Source organism: Yoonia sp. 2307UL14-13 (genome assembly GCF_037572755.1).
In the GTDB taxonomy this organism is placed as follows: domain Bacteria; phylum Pseudomonadota; class Alphaproteobacteria; order Rhodobacterales; family Rhodobacteraceae; genus Yoonia.
In genome coordinates, this window is sequence record NZ_JBBIFZ010000002.1 from 95,793 (window position 1) to 121,366 (window position 25,574).

Below are 25,574 nucleotides of genomic sequence, written 5' to 3' on the forward strand. Positions count from 1 at the left end.
GCAGGCCGGAGCCGTGGCCCCTTCTGCCCCGTGAAGCCGGTCCGACGTCATTATTGCCGCAAGCCCAAGCCCACTTAGCAAGATCAAAAAGCCGATTTGCAAAAATCGCATCGCCCACCTCAGTCATAGATCACGTGTGATACGTGCGACGGCGACATTTCCGTCGCAGACCACCGGGCCGACTTGCGCCCAATACGCGATAAGTCCAATCTGCCCCGGAAATAGGGCCAGTATCATGTCGATCTCCGTCGAAACTTTTTTTCTTGATCAAACCTCCGAAGGCACTCTGCAATCGCGCATTCAGCAGATGGTCGCGCAAGGCATCCTCAACGGCCGTTTTCGCCCCGGAGAGCGTCTGCCGTCATCGCGTAAGATGGCGCAGCATCTGGGAGTCAGTCGGATCACCGTGACCCTGGCCTATACCGAGTTGGTCGCCGACGATTATCTGACCTCTCGTGGTCGCTCTGGCTATTATGTGTCCGAGAACGCACCCGAGCCGCCGGCCTTTCCTGCACAGCGCTTCGGCACCGGTACAGTAGATTGGAGCAGGGCAATCGGTCGGCAGTTCACACCCGGCCTGAGTATCGACAAGCCCGCGGATTGGGCCACCTATCGCTATCCGTTCATCTATGGTCAGGCCGACAAGACGCTGTTCGACAGTGCGAATTGGCGGCTTTGCGCCCTGCAGGCGCTTGGAATGCGGGATTTCTCCGCGCTAACTGCCGATTATTTTGATGGTGACGATCCGAAACTTGTCGAATTCATCGCCCGTCAGACCCTGCCGCGCCGGGGCATTCTGGCCAGCCCGGATGAGATCCTTGTCACCATGGGTGCCCAGAATGCGCTGTGGTTGTCAGCACAGGTTTTGCTGAATATACGGCGGCGCGCCGTAATCGAAGACCCCTGTTACCCCGCACTCCGAACGATCCTGACGCAATCGCGCAACCAACTTAGCATCGTGCCTGTCGATCGGGACGGTTTACCCCCGGACGCCTTGCCGGATAGCACCGATGTCGTCTTTACGACGCCCAGCCACCAATGCCCCACTGCTGCTACCATGCCTTTGGCGCGCCGCAAAGAATTGCTGGAAAAGGCCGAGGAAGAAGACTTCGTTATTGTCGAGGATGATTACGAATTCGAGATGTCGTTTCTGAAATCGCCGTCGCCCTCTCTCAAATCGCTCGACCGCAACGGCCGTGTGATCTATGTCGGGTCATTCTCGAAATCGTTGTTTCCAGGGCTGCGCCTTGGCTACCTTATCGGACCCGCACCATTCATCCGCGAAGCACGCGCCCTGCGCGCGACGGTCCTGCGCCACCCGCCCGGCCATATCCAACGCACGGTCGCCTATTACCTGTCGCTTGGACACTACGACGCGCTGGTGCGCCGGATGAGCCGGGCTTACCATGAACGACGGAAGGTGCTGGATGCCGCGGTAAAGACGCATAAGCTGAATATCGCAGGCGAGGGCACATATGGGGGCTCATCCGTCTGGATGCGGGCACCGCAAGGTGTCGATACCGGTCATCTTGCTGCACGCCTGCGAAGAGACGGTGTCTTGATAGAGCCCGGAGCGCCATTTTTTGCAGCCGAAGACCCCCCGCGAGAATTCTTCCGCTTGGCCTATTCGTCAATCGATGCATCGCGTATCCCAGACGGCATCGCATTGATCGCACGCGCCATTCTGGGTTAATTTTTGAGACGTTTTGTCTCATTAAAATAGACATTGGCCTTAATGCACTGTAGTCACTGGACCTAACGCGACTCTGTCGGAAAACATAGGGTCGCGCCAGCATATGGGGCCAAGCGGCGCCATTATCGACCGATTCAGGGGGAAGGAACCACACCAATGAAGATGACTACCGAAGAAGCATTCGTCAAAACGCTGCAGGCCCATGGTATTCGCCATGCTTTCGGCATCATCGGCTCGGCCATGATGCCGATTTCGGATATCTTCCCCGCGGCAGGGATCACGTTCTGGGACTGCGCCCATGAAGGATCTGCCGGCATGATGGCAGACGGTTACACGCGCGCCACAGGCGAGATGTCGATGATGATCGCGCAGAATGGCCCCGGCATCACGAACTTTGTAACCGCTGTGAAAACGGCCTACTGGAACCACACCCCTTGTCTTCTGGTGACCCCGCAAGCCGCCAACAAGACAATCGGTCAGGGTGGTTTCCAGGAAATGGAACAGATGAACCTGTTCAAGGATTGCGTGGCATATCAGGAAGAAGTGCGTGATCCATCCCGTATCTGCGAGGTGCTCGCGCGCGTGATCGCGAAAGCGCACCGCCTGTCCGGACCGGCCCAAATCAATATCCCGCGCGATTTCTGGACCCAAGTGGTTGATATCGAGATCCCCGAGCCCATCGAATTCGAAGCGAGCCCCGGCGGCGAAACCTCGATCGCCAAAGCAGCAGAGTTGCTGTCGAACGCCAAGTTCCCGGTCATCCTGAACGGTGCTGGCGTCGTACTGGCCGAAGGTGGCATCGCGGCGTCAAAGGCCTTGGCTGAAACACTGGATGCACCCGTCTGTGTCGGTTATCAGCACAATGACGCATTCCCCGGCAATCACCCGCTATTTGCCGGACCGTTGGGCTATAATGGGTCCAAGGCAGGGATGGAACTGATCAGCAAGGCCGATGTCGTGCTGGCCCTTGGGACCCGTCTGAACCCATTCTCGACCCTGCCCGGCTATGGCATCGATTACTGGCCCAAGGATGCGAAGGTCATCCAGGTCGACATCAACCCGGACCGGATCGGTCTGACAAAGAAAGTAAGCGTCGGTATCGTCGGTGACGCGGCAAAAGTTGCGAAAGGCATCACCGAAAATCTGGCCGACACCGCCGGTGATGCGGGTCGCGAGGACCGCAAGGCGATGATCGCGCAGACGAAATCAGCTTGGGCGCAAGAACTTTCCAGCCTTGACCACGAACAAGACGATCCCGGCACGACTTGGAATGAGCGCGCCCGTCAGGCCCGTCCCGACTGGATGTCACCCCGGCAAGCATGGCGCGCGATTCAGGCCGCAATGCCCGAAAACGCGATCATCTCGTCCGACATCGGAAATAACTGCGCCATCGGGAATGCGTACCCATCCTTCCCGACCGGCCGCAAATACCTGGCCCCCGGTCTTTTTGGTCCGTGCGGTTACGGCCTGCCCTCCATCGTCGGCGCCAAGATCGGTTGCCCTGACGTACCGGTGATCGGCTTTGCCGGTGACGGCGCCTTTGGTATCGCGGTGAACGAGTTGACCGCGATTGGTCGCGAAGAATGGCCCGCCATCACACAGATCGTATTCCGCAACTACCAGTGGGGTGCGGAAAAGCGGAACTCGACCCTGTGGTTTGATGACAACTTCGTTGGCACAGAACTAGACATGAAAGTGTCTTACGCCGGGATCGCGCAGGCCTGTGGCCTGATCGGTGTACAGGCCAAGACCATGGATGAACTGACCCAAATGCTGAACCAGGCGATCAAAGATCAGATGAAAAACAACAAGACCACGCTGATCGAGGTCATCTTGAACCAGGAACTGGGCGAGCCGTTCCGCCGTGACGCAATGAAGAAACCTGTCCGCGTGGCGGGCATCGACAAAGCTGACATGGCGGCCGAGTAATCGGTGCCATTCGACCTTGGCCCCGGCACCGGGGCGGCGCTGGCGATTGCATTGTTCGGCGCTGCCTTTGTCCGGGGCTATTCGGGGTTCGGGTTTTCGGCGATCTTCATTGCCTTTGCGGCGCTGATCACCAACCCGCTTACCCTGATCCCGGTTGTTTTCGCATGCGAAATGCTCATGACCCTCTTTCAGGCACGCGGCATCCGCGGCCATGTCGATTGGCGGCGGGTGATTGCGCTGCTGATCGGGGCTGCGGTAGTCTTGCCCGCATCGGTCTGGTTCATCCTGTCATTAGGCGAAGAAACGGTGCGGGTGACGGTGTCCCTGATCGTTTTGATCATGTCACTGATCCTGCTGACAGGCTGGACGCTACCCGCAATCCGGGCGCGCGGCCATGTGGGCGTTGGGATGGTGTCTGGCCTTTGCAACAGCGCAGGGATCGGCGGCTTGCCCGTGGCGGCGTTTATGACGGCGCAGCCTATCACCGCCCCAACCTTTCGCGCGACGATGATTGTCTATCTGACGGGGCTCGACCTGATCACCATGCCGCTTCTGTGGGCCGGTGGGCTGGTGACTTGGGAGACGGCCATCGCCGCCGCCATGGCCTTCCCCATTCTGGGCCTCGGCGTCTGGCTGGGTGGTCGCCAATTTCTGGCTGCTTCCCCTTCGACATTCCGGCGCTTTGCGGTGATGCTGCTTTTGGGATTATCCGCGCTGGGTCTGACCCGCGCCATGACAGGGATTTGATATGACATCACCATTTATCTCCGACCGCGAGGCTGTGGCTCCACAAGACCTGATCGACCGGGCCAAGCAGTTCGGCCCGCCGCGCGTGGCGATCGCGCGTGCCGGGTCGCCCCTGCCGATGGAGGCGGCGGAGGACGCGACCAAGGCGGGGATCATGACCCCCGTCTTTGTGGGTGAGGCGGACATGATTCGGGAAGAGGCCAAGAAGCTCGATTGGGATATCTCGGCATATCCGTTACACGATACGGCCGGCGAGGAAGAGGCTGGCCGTACTGCGGCGGCGCTTTGTGGTGCGGGTGAGGCTGATGTCCTGATGAAAGGTCAGTTGCACACGGATGTCTTTATGAAGTCCGCTGTGAACCGCGACGCTGGCCTGCGCACGGGTCAGCGATTTGTGCATATCTTTCATATCACGCATCCCGATGGCGGGCGTCCGGTTCTGATCTCGGATGCGGCGGTGAACGTCGCGCCCGATATGGAGACGCGGCAATCATCCGTTCTTGAGGTCAAGAAGCTGCTGAACAAGCTGGGCAATGACCGCCCAAAGATCGCGGTGCTGTCGGCGACCGAAAGTCCGATCCCTTCGGTGCCGTCGTCGATGGATGGCCGGGCACTAGCCGATTGGGCGCGCCAAAATGTCGATGGCGTTGATGTGTCCGGGCCATTGGCGTTTGATCTGATCATGTCGCCCAAGGCGGTCGCGACAAAGAAGATAACCGATGATCTAGTTGCCGGTCAGGCGGATGCGATCATTGTGCCGGACATCGTATCGGGGAATGCGCTGTTCAAAGCCTTTGTCTACCTGACCGGAGGATGCGCGGCTGGCGTCGTGACGGGGGCAAAGGTGCCGATCCTGCTGACCTCTCGGGCCGATCCACCTGCTGCGCGGATCACGTCGGTTGCGCTGGCGGCGATCTCTTGTGGGTTGGCGAAGTGAGCGCGTCTGACCATGGGGTCCCGGATCAAGTCCGGGACTGCGCCCAGCGCGATGCCGTAGCCCCGGACTTGATCCGGGGTCTCCAACAGGAGTCGTGCCCATGATACTGGTTCTCAATGCTGGCTCCTCGTCGCTCAAGATCGAAATCTTCAACGAAGACCTGACCTCGATGACAAGCGGAGCTGTCACAAATATCGGCACTGCGGGCCAATTGAAGCTGGGAGAGAGCCAAACTGATGTTGAAACCCGCGACCATGCCGAGGCGCTTGCCCGCATGCTGGGGGCACTGGACGAAGCGGGCTATCCAATCTCGGCCCTCAGCGCCGCCGCCCACCGGGTGGTCCATGGCGGGACAGTCTTGACCGAACCGGCGCGCCTGCGTCCGCCAGTCATCAAGGCGATCGAGAGTGTGATTCCGCTTGCGCCTTTGCATAACCCGAACAACTTGGCGGGGATTCATGCATTGCAGGAAATGGCCCCGAACCTGCCGCAATACTGCAGCTTCGGAACTGCCTTCCACGCGACCAACCCCGATGTCGCCATACGCTATGCCATACCGCAAACGCATCATGACGCAGGCATCCGCCGCTACGGATTTCACGGCCTTAGCTATGCGAATATGGTCGCCGATTTCGGACGTGATCTGCCCGAACGTCTGCTTGCCTTCCACCTTGGCAATGGTGCGAGCCTATGCGCAATCCTCAAAGGTAAATCTATCGCGACATCCATGGGTTATTCACCCCTGTCGGGCCTGACCATGGGGACGCGGTCGGGCGATATCGACGGCGCCGCTGTGCTGCGCATGTCGAAATCGCTGGGCGAGGACGAGACGGACCGGATGTTGAACAAGAATTCGGGCCTGAAGGCGCTGGCAGGCGATAACAATATGAAAACGCTGCTCGAGCGCGACGACGATGCGGCGAAATTCGCTATTGAACACTTCTGCTACTGGGCGGCACGCAACGCCGGCTCGGCCATCGTCGCGATGGGTGGTCTCGACGCGGTGGCCTTCACCGGCGGCATCGGCGAGAATGCCGCCCCGATCCGTGACCGGATCATGGAGCATCTGGAGTGTTTCGGTGAGGTGCCGCTTCATGTGATCGAGGCGGACGAAGAAAAGCAAATCGCCCGCGATGCCCTCGCCCTGATCGCCGAGGGACGCTGAGCTTTGGTTGGCCTGCTGACCATAACAAACCTCACCGGCCAGGAATTCCTGATCCTAACGGTCATCGTGGTGGTCGCAGGCATCGTACGCGGCTTTTCGGGCTTTGCCCTGTCCGCGCTGGTCATGGCGTCGGGCGTGCTGATCCTGCCACCGATCGAGCTGATCCCGATCTGCTGGTGCCTTGAGATGGTGGCATCTATCCTGATGGCGAAGTCGGGCTGGCAAGAGGCGGACCGCGGCGTGGTGTTTGGGCTGGTCATTGGCTCGGCTGTGGGCGTGCCGATTGGGTTGGCGTTGCTGACGACATTGCCGGTTGAAACATCAAAGCTGATTGTCCTTGCCATCATCATCGTGCTGGCGATGACGCAGTTAGCAAAGATCAGGCTGGCGTTTCTGGCCACAAAGGCTGGGCTGTATCTGTCGGGCCTCGTCGCGGGGATCGTCACCGGCGTGGCCCATGTGGGCGGCATGGTGGTTGCGCTTTACGTACTGTCACAGAACGCGCCAGCGGCAAAAATGCGGGCCGCTTTGGTTCTATATCTTTTCATCAGTATGTTCACTTCGCTGGTCTACTACATCTTGGCCGATGTCATGAACATGCAGGCGGTCTGGCGCGGTCTGGCCTTCGCTGCACCCGCCGCTTTGGGCGTCTGGTTGGGCCAGCAACTCTTCATGCCGCGCTTCGCAGCCTATTACCGCCCGTTTTGCCTGTCGCTTCTTTGCGCCTTGGCCGTGATCAGCGCCGTCAGGACGCAAGCCACATGACGTCGACCATCAAGAAAGATGCCTGGATGGACCGCGCGCGGATACTATTTCCCGGTGTTGTGATTGCCGGTCTGACCGCCATCGCCGCGCAATGGCTGGCGGAACACTACGCGACGCCCGCGATGCTGCTCGCGCTATTACTGGGGATCGCTCTGTCGTTCCTTGGCGAAGATGGCAAAACCGTGCCCGGCATCGCCTATGCTGCGCGTACGCTTCTGCGGCTGGGGATTGCGCTGCTTGGGGCGCGGATCAGTTTTGGACTGGCGGCTGAACTGGGCTGGCCCTTGCTTTTGCTGATTGTCTGCGCTGTGGCCCTCACTATCGGGTTCGGGTTGCTTGTGGGGCGGTTCTTTGGATCGAAATGGCGGTTTTCGTTTCTGACCGCCGGGTCCGTGGCAATCTGCGGCGCCTCGGCGGCGCTGGCCATTGCGGCGATCCTGCCCAAAGATGAACGGTCGGAAGAGCGGCTATTGTTCACCGTGATGGGCGTGACCGTTCTGTCGACGATAGCGATGATCCTCTATCCGATCCTCGTGAATATGCTGGAATTGAACGATCTGGCCGCGGGCGTGTTCCTTGGCGGTACCATCCACGACGTGGCGCAAGTAGTCGGTGCCGGTTTCTCTGTCAGCCAGGACGTCGGCGATACATCTACGCTGGTCAAACTGATCCGGGTGTCGTTGCTGGCCCCTGTCGTGATCATCGCCACCCTGTTGATCCGCCGCTTCGCCACGCCTGATGAAGGCGGCGAGCGCCCCCCCATCGTGCCCAGCTTTGTCGTCGGGTTTCTCGTCCTCGCGACGCTCAATTCGCTGGGCTACATCCCCGCTGCCATTACCCAAGCCTTCTCGGAAGCGTCGCGCTGGCTGCTCCTCACCGCCATCGCCGCCGTTGGGATGAAAACCAACCTTAAGCAAGTGCTTGGCGTCGGCGGCGCCGCCATTGCGCTCATCATCGCCGAGACAATTTTCATTGCCACAGTGATCCTCACCGGGGTTTACTTCCTCACCTGAATGTTCGCTTGAAAGGTAGCCACATGTCCCTTGACCAGCCACCGCTAGACACATCGCCCAAAGTCTCAGACGAGGTGCGGAAGACAACCTGTTACATGTGCGCCTGCCGCTGTGGAATCAACGTGCATATGAAGGAGGGTAAGGTCGCCTATATCGAAGGCAACCGCGATCATCCGGTGAACCAAGGGGTCCTGTGTGCGAAGGGGTCTGCGGGGATCATGCAGCACAATGCACCGTCGCGGCTGCGGGCGCCTTTGCGTCGGGTTGGGCCGCGCGGGTCGGGTGAGTTTGAAGAGATTTCGTGGGAAGAGGCGTTGGGTCAGGCCGTTGAGTGGCTGAAACCCATTCGCGAGAAGCACCCGGAGAAGCTGGCGTTTTTTACGGGCCGGGATCAGTCGCAATCATTCACCGGCTTCTGGGCACAGGCCTATGGCACGCCCAATTTCGCTGCCCATGGCGGGTTCTGTTCGGTGAATATGGCCGCTGCGGGCATCTACACGATGGGCGGTGCGTTTTGGGAATTCGGCCAACCCGATTGGGAACGGACCAAGCTGTTCATGCTGTTTGGCGTGGCCGAAGACCATGACAGCAACCCGATCAAGATGGGTATTGGTAGACTAAAAGCCCGTGGCGCACGGATGATCGGCGTGAACCCGATCCGCACAGGCTACAATGCCGTTGCTGATGATTGGGTCGGGATTACACCGGGGACTGACGGGCAGTTTATCCTTGCGCTGGTGCATTGCCTGATGAAGGCGGGCAAGGTCGATCTGGACTATCTCGCCCGGTTCACAAATGCTTCTGCGCTGGTGAATGAGGACAAGAACTCACCCCAATTCGGCCTGTTCCTGCGCGACGCTGATGGACAACCGCAGGTCATTGACCGCCGCACGGGGCAGTTGGCCCCATGGAATGGCGAGGGCGTCGAGCCTGACCTTTCGGCGACTTATCGCGCCAAGGGGATCACGCACCGCCCGGTCTTCCACCTGATGGCCGACCGCTACTTGTCCGACGAATACGCACCCGAGGCGGTCGCCGAGAGTTGTGGCATTCCGGCGGACCGCATCCGCGCAATCGCTGCTGATCTGGCACGGGTCGCCTTTGACGAGGCGATCCAGATTGACCAGCCTTGGACCGACTTCCGGGGCAAGAAACATGATGCGATGATCGGGCGCCCGGTATCATTCCACGCCATGCGCGGCATCTCGGCCCATTCCAATGGGTTCCAGACCTGCCGCGCTTTGCACGTGCTGCAGATCATCCTCGGCTCGGTCGAAGTACCGGGGGGCATGCGGTTCAAGCCGCCCTACCCCAAGCCAGCGACGGCGCACCCGAAGCCGCATGGCAAGGTCACGCCCGGCGCGCCGCTCGATGGCCCACATTTGGGTTATACGCATGGGCCAGAGGACCTGCTTTTAGAAGAAGACGGCACACCCAAGCGGATCGACAAGGCCTATAGCTGGGAAAACCCGATGTCGGCCCATGGGCTGATGCATATGGTGATTTCCAACGCGCATGCGGGCGTGCCTTACAAGATCGACACGCTGTTTATGTATATGGCGAACATGTCGTGGAATTCGTCAATGAATACCGGCGGCGTGCATAAGATGTTGACGGATAAGGATGAAAACGGCGATTACGTGATCCCCCACATCATCTATTCCGACGCCTATTCCTCCGAGATGGTCGCCTATGCAGACCTGATCCTGCCGGACACAACCTATCTGGAGCGGCACGATTGCATCTCGCTTCTCGACCGCCCGATCTGCGAGGCGGACGGGGTCGCCGACGCTATCCGCTGGCCGGTGGTCGAACCGGACCGGGACGTCCGCGGATTCCAATCGGTCCTCTGCGATCTGGGTGCGCGGCTGGGGATGCCCGGGTTCGTGAACGACGATGGATCGGCGAAATACAAGGACTATGCCGACTACATCACCAACCACATCCGTCGCCCGGGCGTCGGCCCCTTGGCCGGATTCCGTGGTAACGGCGACGACCATGGCCGCGGCGAAGTGAACCCGAACCAGATCGACCGCTATATCGACAATGGCGGTTTCTGGATCGAGCATGTTCCGCAGGAGGCCACGTATTACAAACCCTTCAACGCCGCCTATCAGGATTGGGCGGTGAAGATGGGCTTCTACGATGCGGTACAGCCCTACATCTTCCAGCTTTACGTGGAGCCGTTGCGCAAGTTTCAGGCGGCCGCCGAAGGGATCGGCGAACGACAACCACCGGACCACCTGCGCGGTCGGATCAAGGTGACGATGGACCCGCTACCGATCTGGTATCCACCGTTCGAGGACGGCCATGTCGACCCCGAAGAGTACCCGATCCACGCCCTGACCCAGCGGCCAATGGCAATGTATCATAGCTGGGGAACGCAAAACGCATGGCTGCGGCAGATTCATGGACACAACCCGCTTTATGTCCCGACCAAGATTTGGGAGGCGAACGGGTTCCAAGACGGCGACTGGGCCAAAGTCTCGTCTGCCCATGGGTCCATCGTCGTGCCCGTCGCACATCAGGCGAGCCTGAACGAAAACACGGTCTGGACATGGAACGCGATTGGCAAACGCAAAGGGGCCTGGGCGCTGGACGAAAACGCGCCGGAGGCCACCAAGGGCTTTCTGCTGAACCACCTGATCCATGAACTCCTACCGGAACAAGGGGACGGGCTACGCTGGGCGAACTCTGACCCGGTCACGGGTCAAGCGGCATGGTTCGACCTGCGGGTGAAGATCGAGAAATCCGCTGTCCCGAACGAAGCACAACCGGCGATGCCTGCTATCAAGTCGCCAGTCGGCAAAGGACCGAACAAACTGGCATGGAAAGTGGGATCATGAGCAACGCACAAATCCTCCTCCTGATTGCCGCCTTCCTCGTGCTGACCGTGGGTAGTTTCATCTACTATGTCGCCACATGGGACAGCCGTGAAACATCCCTCATCATCTTGCCAAAAATACTCCCGCCGGAGGCTCCCAACCTCTCAGAAGGAGCGATCGTATGACCCAACTCCCCACCCACACCGAAAAGAAACTCGGCCTTGTCATCGACCTCGACACTTGCGTCGGCTGCCATGCTTGTGTCGTGTCCTGCAAAGGCTGGAACACCGAGAACTACGGCGCACCGCTGTCAGATCAGGACGCCTATGGCGCCAACCCGTCGGGCACGTTCCTCAACCGGGTCCATTCTTACGAGGTGCAGCCTGATCAGGGTGCGGCGCAGCTGATCCACTTTCCCAAATCCTGCCTGCATTGCGAGGACGCGCCTTGCGTGACGGTCTGCCCGACCGGCGCCAGCTATAAGAGGGTCGAGGACGGGATCGTACTGGTCAACGAAAGCGACTGTATCGGCTGCGGCCTGTGCGCTTGGGCTTGTCCTTATGGCGCGCGAGAACTCGATGCGGCGGAAGGGGTGATGAAGAAATGCACCCTTTGCGTAGACCGCATCTATAATGAAAACCTGCCCGAGGAAGACCGGCAACCCGCCTGCGTCCGCACCTGTCCGGCGGGGGCGCGGCATTTCGGAGACTTGGGCGACCCGAACAGCGACGTGTCGCAACTGGTCGCCGAGCGCGGCGGCATGGACCTGATGCCGGAACAAGGCACTAAACCAGTCAACAAATACCTGCCACCACGGCCTAAGGATCAGGAACCTGAAATCGACATCTTGGCGCCCTATCTCGAACCTGTCGCCCAAGACGGTGCAGGCTTCGCACATTGGCTGGACAAAGCACTCTCGGCACTCCCCGGAGGGACAAAGTAAATGCATCCCGCACCATCCGTTATCATTTTCAATACGTTTTCCGGTCTGGGCTTCGGGTTGCTGTTTTGGCTGGGGATCGGCGTTATCACGCCCACCGGCTGGGCCGCATTCATCTGGTTCGCTATCGCCTACATCTTTGCCGTCGGCGGACTGATCGCATCCACATTCCACTTGGGCCACCCGGAACGGGCGATCAAAGCGTTCAGCCAGTGGAAAACAAGTTGGCTCAGTCGCGAAGGGATCTGCGCCGTCTTTGCGCTGCTTCTCATGGCGATTTACGGTGCCGGTCTGGTCTTTGCAGGCACCCGTCTTGGATTGATCGGGATCGTCGGTGGGATCGCCTCGCTTGGCGTCGTCTTCACGACCTCGATGATCTACACGCAAATGAAAACCGTGCCGCGTTGGCGTCACTGGTCGACGCCTGCGATGTATCTGCTCTTGTCACTTGGCGGCGGCGCGCTGCTTGCCGGACAAGTGCAGATTGCGGCCGTTCTTTTGATTGCTGGTGGCATCCTGCAGCTTTTCGCCTGGGGCACGGGCGATCGCCGCTTTGCCGAGGCCGGAACCGATATGGCCAGCGCCACCGGCTTGGGCCACATCGGTAAGGTCCGCGCGTTTGAACCACCGCATACCGGCACGAATTACCTGATGCGCGAATTCATCCACGTCGTGGGCCGCAAACACGCGCAGCAATTACGTTTGATCACCATTGCATTGGCCTTTGTCGTCCCTGTCCTGCTGCTCCTCATAGCTTCCAACCACCTCATCGCGGGCCTCGCAGTGCTGAGCCATATCGCAGGCGTACTGACATTACGGTGGTTATTTTTCGCGCAGGCGGAACATGTCGTGGGGCTGTATTACGGGAAACGCTGAAACAAGTGCGGCGCAGTCCCCGGATTTGATCCGGGGCCTCTGTCTCAATCCACGAGGTCCCGGGTCAAGCCCGGGACAGCAATGTTAAAGGGCCTCTGGCATGCGCACATTGAGCCCGCTGTCGCGCAACACCTTCAGAATATCATCCACATGCCGTTGATCGCGGGCTTCGATGACGATCTCCAGCTCGGCTTGCTTGAGCGAGACACTTTGCATCATACGCTGATGGATTACCTCGATCACGTTTGCCCCGGCGTCGCCGATAATCCGCGAGATGTTGGATAGTTGTCCCGGCGTATCGTCGATCTCAAACAACAGCCGCGTGATCCGCCCATCCCGCATCAAGCCCCGTACGATCAGCGTCGACAGCAGCCGTGAATCGATATTGCCGCCGCAAATCACCAGCCCGACTTTCTTGCCCTCATAGTCCGCGAGGTTGTTCTTGATTACCGCAAGACCTGCACCGGCCGCGCCTTCGGCCACCAGCTTTTCATAGGACAACAGATCGAAAACCGCTGCCTCGATTTCGGGCTCGGTTGCGCTGTCTATGCGGCTCACATGTTCCCGGATCACGGCAAGGTTTGCCGCTCCCGGCTTTCGGACCGCGATGCCTTCGGCAAGCGTTGCGCCATCGAAATGCGTCTGACCACGATCAAAGTCCGCCTTTGCGGCATCAAATACATGCGCCTGCGCGCCGATGATCCCGACATCCGATTTCACCGATTTGGCCCCAACGGCCATTCCCGCAATCAATCCACCACCGCCAATCGGCACCACAATGCAGTCAAGGTCTGGCTGCTGCTCCAACATCTCCAGCGCTACACTACCCTGTCCCGCCGCAACGACGGGATCGTCGAACGGATGCACAAAGGTCATTCCCCGCCCTGACGCCAGATCGAGCGTATACTGCACGCTATCGTCAAACCCCGTCCCGTGGATGACAACCTCTGCCCCAAGATCGCTTGTCCGCTGGATTTTGTTGAACGGCGTGCCTTCCGGCATGACGATGATCGACGGAATGCCAAGCCGTGTCGCGTGATACGCCACACCCTGCGCGTGATTGCCCGCGCTGCATGCGACGACTCCGTTTTTGCGCGACGCCTCGTCCAACGTCAGCAATTTCGCCAGTGCACCGCGGGCCTTGAACGCATTCGTGTGTTGCAGGTTTTCCAGCTTAAGATGCAGGTCGATCCCCAGATGATGGGACAGCCGCGTTGCAGGCACCATCGGCGTCTTGATCGTCGCCGATGCTATCGCCGCGTGGGCGGAGCGGATGTCGTCAATGGTAAAGGTCAATGCGGTATCCCGAACTTTGCGACGTCTGCGCACCTTTCCGCAATCCACACTTTTTCGCAATGTGATTGGACCGATCGGATCAAATTGGCCATCGTCAAGACATGCGTTTCATGATCCCGTTTTTGGTCCTGCTTGGCCTGACCGTGCGAAGTGCCGCCGAGCAGCTCGAGGTCGACCTCGAGCTGGTGCTGATGGCCGATGTATCCCGCTCCATGACCGAACGCGAATTGGAGATACAGCGGCGCGGCTATGCCGAAGCCTTGCGGTCGGGCGATGTGCTTGCAGCCATCCAGCGCGGATTCCTGCAGCGGATCGCACTGACCTATGTGGAATGGGCGGGTTATCAGGAGGTAATCGTTGATTGGCGTTTGATCGAAACACAAGACGACCTCGACGATTTCGCCGATGCGCTGACCGCCCGGTTCGATCCATCACTGCGGAGGACGTCCATTTCTGGTGCGCTGCTCATGGGGGCGGACATGTTGCGCGACAATGAATATGCAGGTTTTCGGCAGGTCATCGACATATCCGGCGACGGCCCGAACAATCAGGGACGTCCGGTGTTGCATGCACGCAATGCCGTGGTGGCACAGGGTATCGTCATCAACGGCCTCCCGCTGATGACCCGCGAGGGGCTAGGGCTTGCCTGGCACCTGGATGATCTGGATATCTACTTCCGGACTTGCGTCATCGGAGGTTTCGGCGCGTTTGTGCTTCCTGTGACCGATTGGCAGGATTTTGCAGCGGCCGTGCGACGCAAGCTGGTCCTGGAAATCGGTGGCGACATGCCGCCACCGGTCGTTCACGCACAATCCGGCGACCTCGCCCGCGACCCGACAGATTGCCTGATCGGGGAAAAGATCTGGCAGCAGCGCGGGAATGGGTTTGTTATTCCCTGACCCGCATCAGGTCCGAATGCGCTGCTCGTTCTCGGCATCGAAAATATAGATGCGCGAGGCATCGATCTGCACGCCCACGACGTCGCCCTCGGTCGATCGATGATCGCCGCGTTCTTCGACAATGACGCGCTCGCCGGTCTTGCTGGTCAGATAAGCGTACGACACACCGCCCAGACTTTCCGTCAATTCGACCGTGTGCGTGTCGCCGGCCATATCGATCATCAGATGCTCGGGTCGTGCCCCGACGCTAAGCGCCTTCCCGTCGTGAGAGCTGTTCAGCAAGCCATCAAAGCTCATACCCAGGCCAGGCGCGCTGACATTGCCACCGTTGGCGACCCCATCGACAAAATTCATGGCTGGTGATCCGATAAAGCCGCCGACGAATTTGTTGTCGGGGTCGCGGTAAAGATCCATCGGCGCACCGACCTGTTCAATATTGCCCAAGCGTAACACGACGATCTTGTCGGCCAGCGTCATCGCTTCGACCTGGTCGTGCGTGACGTAGATCATCGTGGCGCCGATTTCCTTATGCAGACGCGCGATCTCAACCCGCATTTCGACACGCAGCTCTGCGTCAAGGTTCGAAAGCGGTTCGTCGAAAAGGAAAACATCCGGGCCGCGGACAATCGCCCGCCCGATAGAGACACGCTGGCGCTGACCGCCCGACAAGGCAGAGGGTTTGCGCTCTAGAAACTGTTCCAGCTTTAGGATGCGGGTGGCCTCGGCCACTTTCTTTTCGATCTCGGCCTTGGGATGGCCATTCATTTTCAGCCCGAAACCCATGTTGTCCTTGACCGTCATATGCGGATAAAGCGCATAGGTCTGAAACACCATCGCAACACCACGCTGCGACGGGTCCATTCGGGTCACATCGCGGGTGCCGATATTGATCTGACCCTCGGTGGTTTCCTCAAGCCCCGCGACCATCCGCAACAGCGTTGATTTTCCGCAGCCGGACGGGCCGACAAAGACGCAGAATTCCCCATCCTCGATCTGCAGGTCGACCCCATGGATCACCTGGACATCGCCATAGCGCTTGATCACTTTGTTCAGCGTAACACCTGACATGGCTTCTACATCCTTGTTGTTTCTTTGGTCTCGTAATCCGGAAAGCTCCAGTTTCGGGCATCCCTTGCGATATCGGTCGCGGTATCCTGCAAGATCGGGACATAGCCCTCCAACCCGGCGAGATTTGTCCGTGCCGTCGTGCTCGTCACCGATAGCGCGCCTAGCACCCGACCGCTTTCGGACAGGATCGGGGTCGCGATGCAAATGATCCCCGGTTCGTGTTCCTCGCGGTCAAAGCCATAGCCGTTGATCCGAATATTCTGCAGCTCGTCACGCAGGGCCTTGGCATTGTCCAGCGTCTGCGGCGTGAACCGGTGAAAGCTCTGTTGGGCGATAATACGGTCAGCGACGTCGGGGGCGCTGAACGCCAGCATCGCCTTGCCGACACCTGTGCAATAGGCCGGGCCGACCTTACCCGCCTGGCTGTACATCTGCACAGGGTTACCCGCATTGCGTTTGTCGATGTACAGCACTTGCGCATTGTCGAGCTGTGCCAGATGCACCGTCTCACCCACCGCGGCACTCAGCGCGTCGATATGCGGGCGGGCAATCGGGGCCAACGTCGATTGCTCCCAGGCCGCATGGGCCAGGCGGACCAGCCGGATGCCCAGCGCGTAGGTCTGCTGTTCGGGGTCGTAGGTCAACATGTGCTGGTTGGTCAGCGTCTGGACAAAACGGTAAAGTGTAGGTTTGGGGTAGGAAGACTGGGCCAGCAACTCACCGAACCGTACCGGTCGCCCAAAGGCCGCCACCTGATCCAAAACGCTAAGTGCTTTGCCGACTGTGCCGTCGCCGGTCACATGTCCCATATTTCCTCCCCTAATCGTCCGCGACTTTTGACACCGGCCTCCTCGTCGGTGCAGCCTTGAACTGTTGACAACGCTAGCCGAGTCGCGGTTTAGTATCAATATCCAAAACAAAGTTTCAAATAATGAAACTGACTGACTAAGGAAGCATTGGGAGGACAACATGCATTCCATTCTGAAAACGTCGCTTGCGGCGTTGGTTGCTGCTGGCGTAACAGCAACATCGGTCGTCGCGGACGGCCACGCGGCTTTGTCTGGTGATCTACGGATCACGTCTGACATGTCGAACCCCGCCCCGCGCGCGGTGATGGAGGGGATGGTCGCCGACTTCGCCGAACTGCATCCTGACCTGAACATCGAATTGACGATCGTCGATCGTGAAGCATGGAAAACCCAGATCCGTAACGCGCTGGGTGCAAACCCACCGGACGTCGTGAACTGGTATGCCGCCAACCGCATGCGTCCTTACGTGGATGCGGGTCTTTTCGCCGATATCTCCGATCTTTGGGCGGAGCCTGAGTTTGAGGCACTGGCCTCGACAAAAGGCGCGATGACACTCGACGACAAGCAGTGGGGCGTGCCCTACACCTACTACCAATGGGGCGTCTACTATCGCAAAGACATCTTCGAAGAGTATGGCCTGGAAGAGCCAACCACTTGGGAAGAAGAAAAGGCCAACTGCCAGACCCTGCTGGACAACGGCATCAAGTGCTACACGATTGGAACCAAGTTCCTTTGGACCGCAGGTGGCTGGTTCGACTACATCAACTCGCGCACCAATGGTTATGATTTCCACATCGAATTGGCCACGGGTCAGGTGCCTTGGACCGACGACCGCGTGCGTCAGACATTCGCCAACTGGCGCGAGCTGATCGACATGGGCGCCTTCATCGACGATCACCAGACCTATAGCTGGCAGGAAGCGCTGCCCTTTATGGTCAACGGCGAAGCTGCATCATACCTGATGGGTAACTTTTCGGTCGCGGCGTTCCGTGACGGTGGTCTGACGGATGATCAACTGGACTTCTATCAGTTCCCCAAGATCAATCCCGATGTCGACTATGCCGAAGACGCGCCGACAGATACGTTCCACATCGCATCCGGTGCGCAGAATATGGACGCTGCAAAGGAGTTCCTGCGCTTCGTCACTTCGGCCGAGAACCAGACCAAGATCAACAGCGGCGACGCGCTGGGTCAGCTTCCGGTGAACGCGAATGCGTCGATCGACGATGACAAGTTCCTGCGCGAAGGTTTCGAGATGCTGTCAGGTAACGCCGGCGGCGGTATTATGCAATTCTTTGACCGTGACTTCGACGCCGAGATGGCATCAGTCGGCATGGAAGGTCTGCAGGAATTCATGGTGTTCCCGGATAATCTGGATGACATTCTGGTCCGCCTCGAAGAGACACGTCAGCGTATCTACGAATAAGAATGATTTGGGGCGGGCCATCGCGGCCCGCCCTTTCTCAACCCATTTGTAAGACCGTGCGGTCTTTCACATGTGTTGACCCATCAGGAGAGACGCCATGTCGGTATCCCCGGCTGTTCCCACCACTGACGCAGCCGAAGTGCAGCGCGGCTGGTATAAACGCAACGAAATCGCGATAACGCCGTGGCTGTTCCTGCTGCCCGCGATGCTGTTCTTCGCGGTCTACGTGATCATCCCGATCGGGCAGTCCTTCTGGATTTCGTTCCACGCATGGGATGGTCTGGGAGAGGCTGAGTGGGTCGGCACCGCCAATTACGAACGTCTTCTGGGTCTCGGCGAACAGAATATGGACCGGAAATTCCAGGTGTCGTTCTGGAACAATATCCGATGGTTGGTGCTGTATTTGCTAGCTATTCCGGCGGGTCTTTTCATCGCGCTGTTCCTGAACCAGACGGTGAGGGGGATTCGCATCTATAAGTCGCTGTTCTTCTTCCCGTTCGTGATTAGCCAAGTCGTTGTCGGCCTCGTCTTCAGCTGGTTCTACCTGCCGCGCGAAGGGTTGCTGAATGCAGTCATTGGCCTGTTCGGCGCGGGGCCGGTCAACATCCTCGGCGATCCTGATCTTGCCACTTATGGCATCATTGCCGCCGGTCTGTGGCCACAGACGGCCTATTGCATGATCCTGTATCTGACAGGTCTGAACGCGGTCGATCCCGAACAGGTCGAAGCTGCGCGGCTTGACGGGGCCAAGGGGCGCAAGATGCTGTGGTATGTCATCCTGCCGCAGCTGAAGCCCGCGACTTTCATCGCCTTCGTCGTGACCATCATCGGTGCGCTGCGCTCATTCGACCTGATCAGCGTCATGACCAATGGCGGGCCATTCGGATCAACCCGCGTCTTGTCATTCTACATGTTCGAAGAGGCACTGTCCGAATTCGGCTTCCGCATGGGTTATGGCTCGGCCATCGCCGTGGTGCTCTTCTTCATCATGCTCGGCTTCATCGTCTACTTCCTGTGGTCGATGTATCAGGACGAAAAGGGAGGCCGCTGATGTTTCCGACCCCAATCGAAAAAACCTCCCGCCAGTGGCAAATCTCTTACCAAGTCCTTTTGCCCTTCATGCTAATCATCTGGCTTTTGCCGCTGATCGCCGTCGCCAACTTCTCGATCAAGCCCGAGACAGATTTCGTCAACGGCAATTACTGGGGTATCCCCAGCAGTTTCGAGGCGTTGAACAACTACGGCAAGGTGTTCCTCGAATCCAACATGCCACGCTATCTGTGGAATTCTCTCCTTATCACCGTGCCTACGGTTATCGGAGCGGTCGCACTGTCCTGCATGGCAGGGTTTGCGCTTGGCGTTTATAGATTCCGCGGCAACCTCCTGATCTTTTTTATCTTCATCGCGGGGAACTTCGTGCCGTTCCAGATTTTGATGGTGCCGGTCCGCGATTTGACGGTGAATTTGAACCTCTATGACACAAAGACAGGCCTCGTCCTGTTCCATATCGCGTTTCAAACCGGGTTCTGCACGCTCTTCATGCGCAACTTTATCCGCGCCCTACCCTTCCCCCTGATCGAAGCGGCCCGTGTCGAGGGCGTCGCGGAATGGCGCATCTTTCTCTTCGTCGTGCTGCCGCTGATGAAGCCCGCGCTCGCCGCGCTCGCCGTCCTGATCTTCACCTTCATCTGGAATGATTATTTCTGGGCGGTCGTTCTGACCCAGGGCCCGGGCGCGCAGCCGGTGACAGCGGGGATTACCGAGTTCAATTCGCAATTCCGCGCCGCCTATCACCTGATGAGCGCAGGATCGATCGTCGCGGCCCTGCCACCCGTCCTGATGTTTTTCCTGATGCAAAAACATTTCATCGCCGGCCTCACCCTCGGCGCGGTCAAGTAACACCCTCTTTTCGGAGTGTACCGAAATGACAACGGATATTGTCGAGCAAAGCGGCGCCGGACAGGCGCCCCTTTCGTCCGAGTTGCCTGTGGGCGCCATCGCAAAGACAAGTCAATCGGCGAAACACGTCTGGCGGGTCGATGACGGGCGCCAAACCCTGGTGCTGACCTCGACCAACGATCGCCTGCCCCAGGTCGTCTACTGGGGACCGCGTCTGCCCGAGGGTGAAGACCTCGAAACACTGCACGCCGCCGCGATCATCGACGTCACCGGCGGTATGCTCGACGAAAACCCCGACCTGTCGCTGTGCCCAGAGGCGACGCGCAGTTTTCCGGGCCAGCCGGGCCTGATCGTGCGCGATAGCGACGGCACGCCCTTGCTGCCCAAATTCTGCTTTGAGAAGGCCGAACAAAACGGTACGTTGGCACTGACATATGCTGACAATGCCAATGGTCTGACACTGACCTTCAGTTTCGTTTGCGATCCACAGACCCACATTATCACGTGTCTGACGACGTTGGACGCAACCCGACCGGTCCATCTTCACTGGCTCGCTGCCCCGGTTTTGCCCGGTCCGCAGCAATCGGACGAGATGATCGACGTCTCTGGTCGCTGGTGCGGTGAATTTCAGCTGTCCCGGACTGCTTGGGCGCCCGGGATGCGCTATCGTGAGAACCGGACCGGGCGCACGGGGCACGAACATTTTCCCGGCCTGATCGTCCCATGTCGTGGTGCGACCAACACCGAAGGCGAGGCTTACGGCTTCCACTACGGTTGGTCCGGCGGTCACAAGATGATCGCCGAGGAATTACAGGATGGCCGCCGCCAGATCCAATGGGGCCACGCCGCCCGGATGGAAACCGAGGCTGCAACGCAGTTCAAAACCGCACCGCTTTATATCACCTACTCGGATACCGGCCTGAACGGCTGCGCTGTCGCGTTCCAGCGCCATCTGCGCGACCGGGTCGTGACGTGGCCTAAGCCGGATGCACCGCGCCCCGTACACTACAACTGCTGGGAGGCCGTCTATTTCGATCACAAGCTGCCGGTGCTCAAAGATATCGCAAACCGCGCGGCCGAACTTGGGGCTGAACGATTCGTGCTGGACGACGGCTGGTTCGGCAACCGCGACGACGACACACGATCCCTGTCCGACTGGGAGGTCGATCCGCGCAAATATCCCGACGGGCTGCATCCGCTGATCGACCATGTGCATTCGCTCGGCATGACGTTCGGCATCTGGTTCGAACCCGAGATGATCAACGAAGACAGCGACATTCACCGGGCCAACCCGCATTGGGTGTTCGGGGCCGAAGATCAGACACTGGGCCGTCAGCAAAAAGCGCTGAACATGGCGCTGAAAGAGGTGCGCGATTTCCTGTATGACCGCATGTCCGGAATCCTGCGCGACCACCCCATTGATTACATCAAATGGGACCATAACCGCGTCCTGCCCATGCCCGACGCATCGCAGACCCGTGGGTCTTACCGGCTCATCGACCGCTTGCGCGCCGATTTTCCACATGTCGAGATTGAAAGCTGTGCCTCTGGCGGCGGACGCATCGATTTCGGCATTCTGGAACGCACCCAACGGGTCTGGCTGTCAGACAGCAACGATGCACTGGAACGCCTGCGTATCCAGCACGATGCGGCGCTGTTCCTGCCGATGGTCGTGACAGGCTCCCATGTCGGCCCCCGCGTTTGCCATACATCAGGTCGGACGCTGGATATCACCTTCCGCGCCTGGGTCGCGGCCCAGCGCCATATGGGTTTCGAAATGGACCCGCGCGAACTGGACGAACGCGAAGCGGCAGTCCTGAAAGAGGTCACAAGCTGGTGGAAACATCACCGTCATTGGCTTCAGCGCGCCGACATCCTGCGTCTCGACAGCGCCGATCCGGCCGTCATGGCCGAACAGCATCTGTCGTACGAACAGGATCGCTTTGTCGTGTTTGCAGGCAAGGCCGCCACCAGCGCACAAATCGCACCGCGGCCTCTGCGCCTGACCGGACTCAGCCCTGATGCCACCTACCGCGTCCGCCTCATCAACCGCGACAGCGCGCCGACATTGTCACGCGGCAACCCTGTCTTGAAAGAACGCGCCATCGATGTGTCCGGCACTTACCTGATGCGCCACGGTATGACGCTACCATGGTCCTTTCCCGAACGGATGTGGGTGTTGGAGGGCGAGCGCCTGTGACCACCACCTTCCACGATCTGAAAGATACGTCCGTCTTCATCACCGGCGGCGGCAACGGCATCGGCGCAGCGTTGACCGAAGGGTTTCTGGCGCAAGGCGCCAAAGTCGCCTTCGTCGGGCGATCCGATGCGTCCGACTTCACCGCAGCGATGGAAGCGACGCACGGCGATCGCCCGCTCTTCATCCGGTGCGACATCACCGACACCGATACATTGCATGACGCCATGGCACAGGCGGCAAAGGCCCACGGCCCGCTGAATGTGTTGGTCAACAACGCGGCCAATGACATGCGTCATGACGCCATGGCGATCACCCCCGATATCTGGGACGACAGCCAAGCCGTCAATTTCAAGGCCTACTTCTTCGCCTGCCAAAAGGCGGCAGAACTCATGGCGCCAAGCGGCGCGATCATCAACTTCTCCTCCATCACATATCTAATGGGTGCGGCGGGCATGGCCCCTTACGTCAGCGCCAATGCCGGTATCGTCGGAATGACCCGCGCGCTCGCCCGCGAATGGGGGCCAAAGGGCATCCGCGTGAACGCGATCGCCCCTGGCTGGGTCTTCACCGAAAAGCAGGAAACGATGTGGGCGACACCAGAAACCAAGGCGGCTTTTCTCGAAAAACAATGCCTGAAAGAACACATACAACCCACAGATATGGTCGGCCCGACCCTGTTTCTGGCCTCACAGGCTTCGGCCATGATGACCGGGCAGGTCATGGTCGTTGATGCCGGCGTGGTGCATGCGGGATGAGTGACGTGACATCAGACTGGATCGCCGTTGATTGGGGCACGTCGAACATGCGCGCCTGGGCCATGTCCGGATCGGGCGTTGTGTTGGCCGAAGCGACCTCCGACAAAGGCATGGGCGAATTGACCCGCGACGGATTCGAACCCGAACTGCTGAAAACCATCGACGACTGGCTCAAGTGTCCGACGACGATCATCGCCTGCGGCATGGTCGGATCGCGGCAAGGATGGGTCGAGGCACCATACACAACAGTCCCCTGCCCTGCGCTGCCCGAGGGTTTCGCCCGTCCGGTCGTCAAGAACCGTGATCTACAGGTCCACGTCATCCCCGGTATCAAACAGACCGACCCGGCAGACGTCATGCGTGGCGAAGAAACCCAGATTGCCGGTTTCCTTGCTCGGAACAAGAACTGGGACGGCGTCATCTGCCTTCCTGGCACCCACACCAAATGGGTGCATGTCAGCGCGGACGAAGTGGTCAGTTTCCAGACCTTCATGACCGGTGAGCTATTTGCGGCCATCAGCGAAAACACGGTTCTACGACATTCCATCGCCTCCAAAGGCTGGGACGAGGACGCCTTTACGAATGCCGTAGAAGAGGCCATGGCCCGCCCCGAACGTCTCGCCGCCCGGCTCTTTTCGCTTCGCGCCGAGGGACTGCTCGACGATCTGTCCGCAAACGCCGCCCGTGCGCGTCTTTCTGGTCTTCTGATCGGTGCCGAACTCGCTGCCGCCAAACCCTGTTGGCTTGGCCAGCAAATCGCGGTGATCGGCGCCGGTGGTCTGGCGAAGCTGTACGTCGATGCGCTGGCAGCGCAGCACGCGCCAGCCACGCAGGTGCAGGCCAACTCCATAACGATCGCGGGCCTCACCGCCGCTTATCAACGTCTGAAAGGATAACACATGTCACGCCCCCTGATCGCCATCCTGCGCGGCGTCACACCCGACGAAGCGGCGCCCATTTGTGGGGCTCTGATCGACGCCGGTATCTCCAAAATCGAGGTCCCGCTGAACTCTCCGGATCCATTTGACAGCATCAAACGTATGGTCGACGCATATGGTGACGACGCCCTGATCGGTGCGGGCACCGTGTTGTCGACTGACGATGTCGGTCGTGTTGCAAAGGCGGGTGGCAAACTGATCGTCTCGCCCAACTGCGACCAGCGGGTCATCGTCGCCACAAAGAACGCTAATATGGAAAGCTGGCCCGGTGTGATGACACCAACCGAATGCTTCGAGGCCCTGAAATGGGGCGCCAACGGTTTGAAAATCTTCCCCGCTAGCCTCATCGGCCCGGACGGGATCAAGGCGATCCGCGCCGTCCTGCCCCCCGGCACACAAGTTTATGCAGTGGGCGGCGCGGGCGCTGACAATTTCGCCGAATGGATAGCGGCAAGCGCAGATGGGTTTGGCATCGGCTCCGCCCTCTACCAGCCCGGCCTCTCTGTCGCCGAGGTTGCCGCCCGCGCGAAAGACATGGTCGCTGCCTATGACGAGGCCGCCGGATGATCTTTGACGACACCCAATGCCAGTTAGGCGAGGGGCCGCTCTGGCACCCCGAGCGCCAACAGATCTTCTGGTTCGACATACTTGGCCACCGACTGCACACGAAAGGCCAACATTGGCAATTCGACACTTTTGTCAGTGCAGCGGGATGGGTGAACCACGACACATTAATGATTGCTTCCGCCCGCGCACTGCATCGGTTCGACATCTGCACAGGCGACTACACCGAAATCTGCCCACTTGAAGCCGACAACCCAGTGACCCGCTCCAATGACGGACGCGCCGACCCGCAGGGCGGGTTCTGGATTGGAACCATGGGAATCAATGCCGAAGAAGGCGCAGGCGCTATCTACCGCTACCACAAAGGCGAACTCCGCCAGCTTTTTGCACCCATCACGATCAGCAATGCGATCTGCTTCGCCCCCGATGGTAAGACGGCATACTTCACCGATACGCCGACACATCAAATCATGCGCGTGGCGCTCGACGCCGAAGGCTGGCCCGAAGGTGAACCCACCCTGCACATCGACCTGACCGGCACCGACTTCCGCCCCGACGGTGCGGTCGTGGATGCCCAGGGCAACCTGTGGAACGCCCAATGGGGCGCATCGCAGGTCGCAGGCTACGCGCCGGACGGCACCTTCATCACCGCCCACAGCTTCCCCGCCGAACAAACCTCCTGCCCGACTTTTGGTGGCCCTAACCTGAGCACGCTCTACTGCACTAGCGCTGCCGTCGGCCTTGATGGCCCGGACGAAGGCAAAACCTTCGCCATCCAGACCGACATCACCGGCCAGAAAGAGCATCGGGTTATCCTCTGACCCGACCTG

At 59.5% G+C, this 25,574-nt stretch carries 23 protein-coding genes; 20 read left to right on the top strand and 3 right to left on the bottom strand.

Annotated elements, in window-relative coordinates; translation table 11 throughout:
- The first annotated feature begins 235 nt into the window (after window positions 1–235).
- The 11 genes from pdxR (at window position 236) to V8J85_RS07965 (ending at window position 12,890) form a co-directional block, all read left to right on the top strand.
- Window positions 236–1,693 (top strand): MocR-like pyridoxine biosynthesis transcription factor PdxR, encoded by a 1,458-nt coding sequence (gene pdxR / locus V8J85_RS07915; protein ID WP_339953181.1) that lies wholly within the window; start codon window positions 236–238, stop codon window positions 1,691–1,693.
- Between the two features lie 156 nt (window positions 1,694–1,849).
- Complete coding sequence (xsc, locus tag V8J85_RS07920; protein ID WP_339953182.1) at window positions 1,850–3,622, top strand: sulfoacetaldehyde acetyltransferase; 1,773 nt, start codon at window positions 1,850–1,852, stop codon at window positions 3,620–3,622.
- 3 nt (window positions 3,623–3,625) lie between these two features.
- The gene (locus V8J85_RS07925) at window positions 3,626–4,369 is read left to right on the top strand and encodes a sulfite exporter TauE/SafE family protein (protein WP_339953183.1); all 744 of its coding nucleotides are present in this window, start codon (window positions 3,626–3,628) and stop codon (window positions 4,367–4,369) included.
- 1 nt (window position 4,370) lies between these two features.
- On the top strand, window positions 4,371–5,306 hold the full coding sequence (locus tag V8J85_RS07930) for a phosphate acyltransferase (protein ID WP_339953184.1): 936 nt from the start codon (window positions 4,371–4,373) through the stop codon (window positions 5,304–5,306).
- Window positions 5,307–5,406: 100 nt separating this feature from the next.
- Window positions 5,407–6,471 carry an acetate/propionate family kinase gene (locus V8J85_RS07935; RefSeq protein WP_339953185.1) on the top strand — a complete coding sequence of 355 codons (1,065 nt, stop codon included), beginning with the start codon at window positions 5,407–5,409 and terminating at the stop codon, window positions 6,469–6,471.
- Between the two features lie 3 nt (window positions 6,472–6,474).
- Window positions 6,475–7,236, top strand: a complete 762-nt coding sequence (locus tag V8J85_RS07940; RefSeq protein WP_339953186.1) for a sulfite exporter TauE/SafE family protein — start codon at window positions 6,475–6,477, stop codon at window positions 7,234–7,236.
- Entirely contained in the window at window positions 7,233–8,249 is a 1,017-nt protein-coding gene (locus V8J85_RS07945; protein ID WP_339953187.1) for a YeiH family protein, read from the top strand. The genes V8J85_RS07940 and V8J85_RS07945 overlap by 4 nt, the downstream gene beginning before the upstream one ends.
- Before the next feature lie 23 nt (window positions 8,250–8,272).
- A complete protein-coding gene (locus V8J85_RS07950) occupies window positions 8,273–11,095 on the top strand; it encodes a molybdopterin oxidoreductase family protein (RefSeq protein ID WP_339953188.1) in 2,823 nt (940 codons plus the stop codon).
- Complete coding sequence (locus V8J85_RS07955) at window positions 11,092–11,259, top strand: hypothetical protein (RefSeq protein WP_339953189.1); 168 nt, start codon at window positions 11,092–11,094, stop codon at window positions 11,257–11,259. Before V8J85_RS07950 ends, V8J85_RS07955 begins: the two co-directional genes overlap by 4 nt.
- Entirely contained in the window at window positions 11,256–12,017 is a 762-nt protein-coding gene (locus tag V8J85_RS07960; protein ID WP_339953190.1) for a 4Fe-4S dicluster domain-containing protein, read from the top strand. The genes V8J85_RS07955 and V8J85_RS07960 overlap by 4 nt, the downstream gene beginning before the upstream one ends.
- The gene (locus tag V8J85_RS07965) at window positions 12,018–12,890 is read left to right on the top strand and encodes a dimethyl sulfoxide reductase anchor subunit family protein (protein WP_339953191.1); all 873 of its coding nucleotides are present in this window, start codon (window positions 12,018–12,020) and stop codon (window positions 12,888–12,890) included.
- An 84-nt stretch (window positions 12,891–12,974) separates the two neighbouring features.
- Here V8J85_RS07965 and V8J85_RS07970 read toward each other — a convergent pair whose 3' ends face one another.
- Window positions 12,975–14,186 carry a threonine ammonia-lyase gene (locus V8J85_RS07970; protein ID WP_339953192.1) on the bottom strand — a complete coding sequence of 404 codons (1,212 nt, stop codon included), beginning with the start codon at window positions 14,184–14,186 and terminating at the stop codon, window positions 12,975–12,977.
- Window positions 14,187–14,287: 101 nt separating this feature from the next.
- Here V8J85_RS07970 and V8J85_RS07975 point away from each other — a divergent pair, with 101 nt between their 5' ends.
- Window positions 14,288–15,085 (top strand): DUF1194 domain-containing protein, encoded by a 798-nt coding sequence (locus V8J85_RS07975; RefSeq protein WP_339953193.1) that lies wholly within the window; start codon window positions 14,288–14,290, stop codon window positions 15,083–15,085.
- A 6-nt stretch (window positions 15,086–15,091) separates the two neighbouring features.
- On the opposite strand, the gene V8J85_RS07980 is transcribed toward V8J85_RS07975, so the two are convergent.
- Entirely contained in the window at window positions 15,092–16,153 is a 1,062-nt protein-coding gene (locus tag V8J85_RS07980) for an ABC transporter ATP-binding protein (protein WP_339953194.1), read from the bottom strand.
- Window positions 16,154–16,158: 5 nt separating this feature from the next.
- On the bottom strand, window positions 16,159–16,962 hold the full coding sequence (locus V8J85_RS07985) for an IclR family transcriptional regulator (protein WP_339953195.1): 804 nt from the start codon (window positions 16,960–16,962) through the stop codon (window positions 16,159–16,161).
- Window positions 16,963–17,122: 160 nt separating this feature from the next.
- On the opposite strand from V8J85_RS07985, the gene V8J85_RS07990 reads away from it, so the two are divergent.
- The 8 genes from V8J85_RS07990 (at window position 17,123) to V8J85_RS08025 (ending at window position 25,565) form a co-directional block, all read left to right on the top strand.
- Window positions 17,123–18,388: an ABC transporter substrate-binding protein gene (locus V8J85_RS07990; protein WP_339953196.1), complete on the top strand. Its 1,266-nt coding sequence runs from the start codon at window positions 17,123–17,125 to the stop codon at window positions 18,386–18,388.
- Between the two features lie 97 nt (window positions 18,389–18,485).
- Complete coding sequence (locus tag V8J85_RS07995; RefSeq protein WP_339953197.1) at window positions 18,486–19,439, top strand: carbohydrate ABC transporter permease; 954 nt, start codon at window positions 18,486–18,488, stop codon at window positions 19,437–19,439.
- On the top strand, window positions 19,439–20,287 hold the full coding sequence (locus V8J85_RS08000) for a carbohydrate ABC transporter permease (protein WP_339953198.1): 849 nt from the start codon (window positions 19,439–19,441) through the stop codon (window positions 20,285–20,287). The genes V8J85_RS07995 and V8J85_RS08000 overlap by 1 nt, the downstream gene beginning before the upstream one ends.
- A gap of 25 nt (window positions 20,288–20,312) precedes the next feature.
- The gene (locus V8J85_RS08005) at window positions 20,313–22,487 is read left to right on the top strand and encodes an alpha-galactosidase (RefSeq protein WP_339953199.1); all 2,175 of its coding nucleotides are present in this window, start codon (window positions 20,313–20,315) and stop codon (window positions 22,485–22,487) included.
- Window positions 22,484–23,242 carry an SDR family NAD(P)-dependent oxidoreductase gene (locus V8J85_RS08010; RefSeq protein WP_339953200.1) on the top strand — a complete coding sequence of 253 codons (759 nt, stop codon included), beginning with the start codon at window positions 22,484–22,486 and terminating at the stop codon, window positions 23,240–23,242. The genes V8J85_RS08005 and V8J85_RS08010 overlap by 4 nt, the downstream gene beginning before the upstream one ends.
- Window positions 23,239–24,138, top strand: a complete 900-nt coding sequence (locus tag V8J85_RS08015) for a 2-dehydro-3-deoxygalactonokinase (RefSeq protein ID WP_339953201.1) — start codon at window positions 23,239–23,241, stop codon at window positions 24,136–24,138. Before V8J85_RS08010 ends, V8J85_RS08015 begins: the two co-directional genes overlap by 4 nt.
- 3 nt (window positions 24,139–24,141) lie before the next feature.
- On the top strand, window positions 24,142–24,747 hold the full coding sequence (locus tag V8J85_RS08020; RefSeq protein ID WP_339953202.1) for a 2-dehydro-3-deoxy-6-phosphogalactonate aldolase: 606 nt from the start codon (window positions 24,142–24,144) through the stop codon (window positions 24,745–24,747).
- Window positions 24,744–25,565, top strand: a complete 822-nt coding sequence (locus V8J85_RS08025; RefSeq protein WP_339953203.1) for an SMP-30/gluconolactonase/LRE family protein — start codon at window positions 24,744–24,746, stop codon at window positions 25,563–25,565. The genes V8J85_RS08020 and V8J85_RS08025 overlap by 4 nt, the downstream gene beginning before the upstream one ends.
- The last annotated feature ends 9 nt before the right edge of the window (window positions 25,566–25,574 follow it).

Bases quoted from the DNA above. Each gene is read 5' to 3' on its own strand.
- V8J85_RS07975 (WP_339953193.1), top strand. From the start codon at position 14,288: ATGCGTTTCATGATCCCGTTTTTGGTCCTGCTTGGCCTGACCGTGCGA.
- pdxR (WP_339953181.1), top strand. From the start codon at position 236: ATGTCGATCTCCGTCGAAACTTTTTTTCTTGATCAAACCTCCGAAGGC.
- xsc (WP_339953182.1), top strand. From the start codon at position 1,850: ATGAAGATGACTACCGAAGAAGCATTCGTCAAAACGCTGCAGGCCCAT.
- V8J85_RS07955 (WP_339953189.1), top strand. From the start codon at position 11,092: ATGAGCAACGCACAAATCCTCCTCCTGATTGCCGCCTTCCTCGTGCTG.
- V8J85_RS08025 (WP_339953203.1), top strand. From the start codon at position 24,744: ATGATCTTTGACGACACCCAATGCCAGTTAGGCGAGGGGCCGCTCTGG.
- V8J85_RS08020 (WP_339953202.1), top strand. From the start codon at position 24,142: ATGTCACGCCCCCTGATCGCCATCCTGCGCGGCGTCACACCCGACGAA.
- V8J85_RS07985 (WP_339953195.1), bottom strand. From the start codon at position 16,962: ATGGGACATGTGACCGGCGACGGCACAGTCGGCAAAGCACTTAGCGTT.
- V8J85_RS07995 (WP_339953197.1), top strand. From the start codon at position 18,486: ATGTCGGTATCCCCGGCTGTTCCCACCACTGACGCAGCCGAAGTGCAG.
- V8J85_RS07960 (WP_339953190.1), top strand. From the start codon at position 11,256: ATGACCCAACTCCCCACCCACACCGAAAAGAAACTCGGCCTTGTCATC.
- V8J85_RS07965 (WP_339953191.1), top strand. From the start codon at position 12,018: ATGCATCCCGCACCATCCGTTATCATTTTCAATACGTTTTCCGGTCTG.
- V8J85_RS08005 (WP_339953199.1), top strand. From the start codon at position 20,313: ATGACAACGGATATTGTCGAGCAAAGCGGCGCCGGACAGGCGCCCCTT.
- V8J85_RS07945 (WP_339953187.1), top strand. From the start codon at position 7,233: ATGACGTCGACCATCAAGAAAGATGCCTGGATGGACCGCGCGCGGATA.
- V8J85_RS08000 (WP_339953198.1), top strand. From the start codon at position 19,439: ATGTTTCCGACCCCAATCGAAAAAACCTCCCGCCAGTGGCAAATCTCT.
- V8J85_RS07950 (WP_339953188.1), top strand. From the start codon at position 8,273: ATGTCCCTTGACCAGCCACCGCTAGACACATCGCCCAAAGTCTCAGAC.
- V8J85_RS07980 (WP_339953194.1), bottom strand. From the start codon at position 16,153: ATGTCAGGTGTTACGCTGAACAAAGTGATCAAGCGCTATGGCGATGTC.
- V8J85_RS07990 (WP_339953196.1), top strand. From the start codon at position 17,123: ATGCATTCCATTCTGAAAACGTCGCTTGCGGCGTTGGTTGCTGCTGGC.
- V8J85_RS08015 (WP_339953201.1), top strand. From the start codon at position 23,239: ATGAGTGACGTGACATCAGACTGGATCGCCGTTGATTGGGGCACGTCG.
- V8J85_RS07935 (WP_339953185.1), top strand. From the start codon at position 5,407: ATGATACTGGTTCTCAATGCTGGCTCCTCGTCGCTCAAGATCGAAATC.
- V8J85_RS07930 (WP_339953184.1), top strand. From the start codon at position 4,371: ATGACATCACCATTTATCTCCGACCGCGAGGCTGTGGCTCCACAAGAC.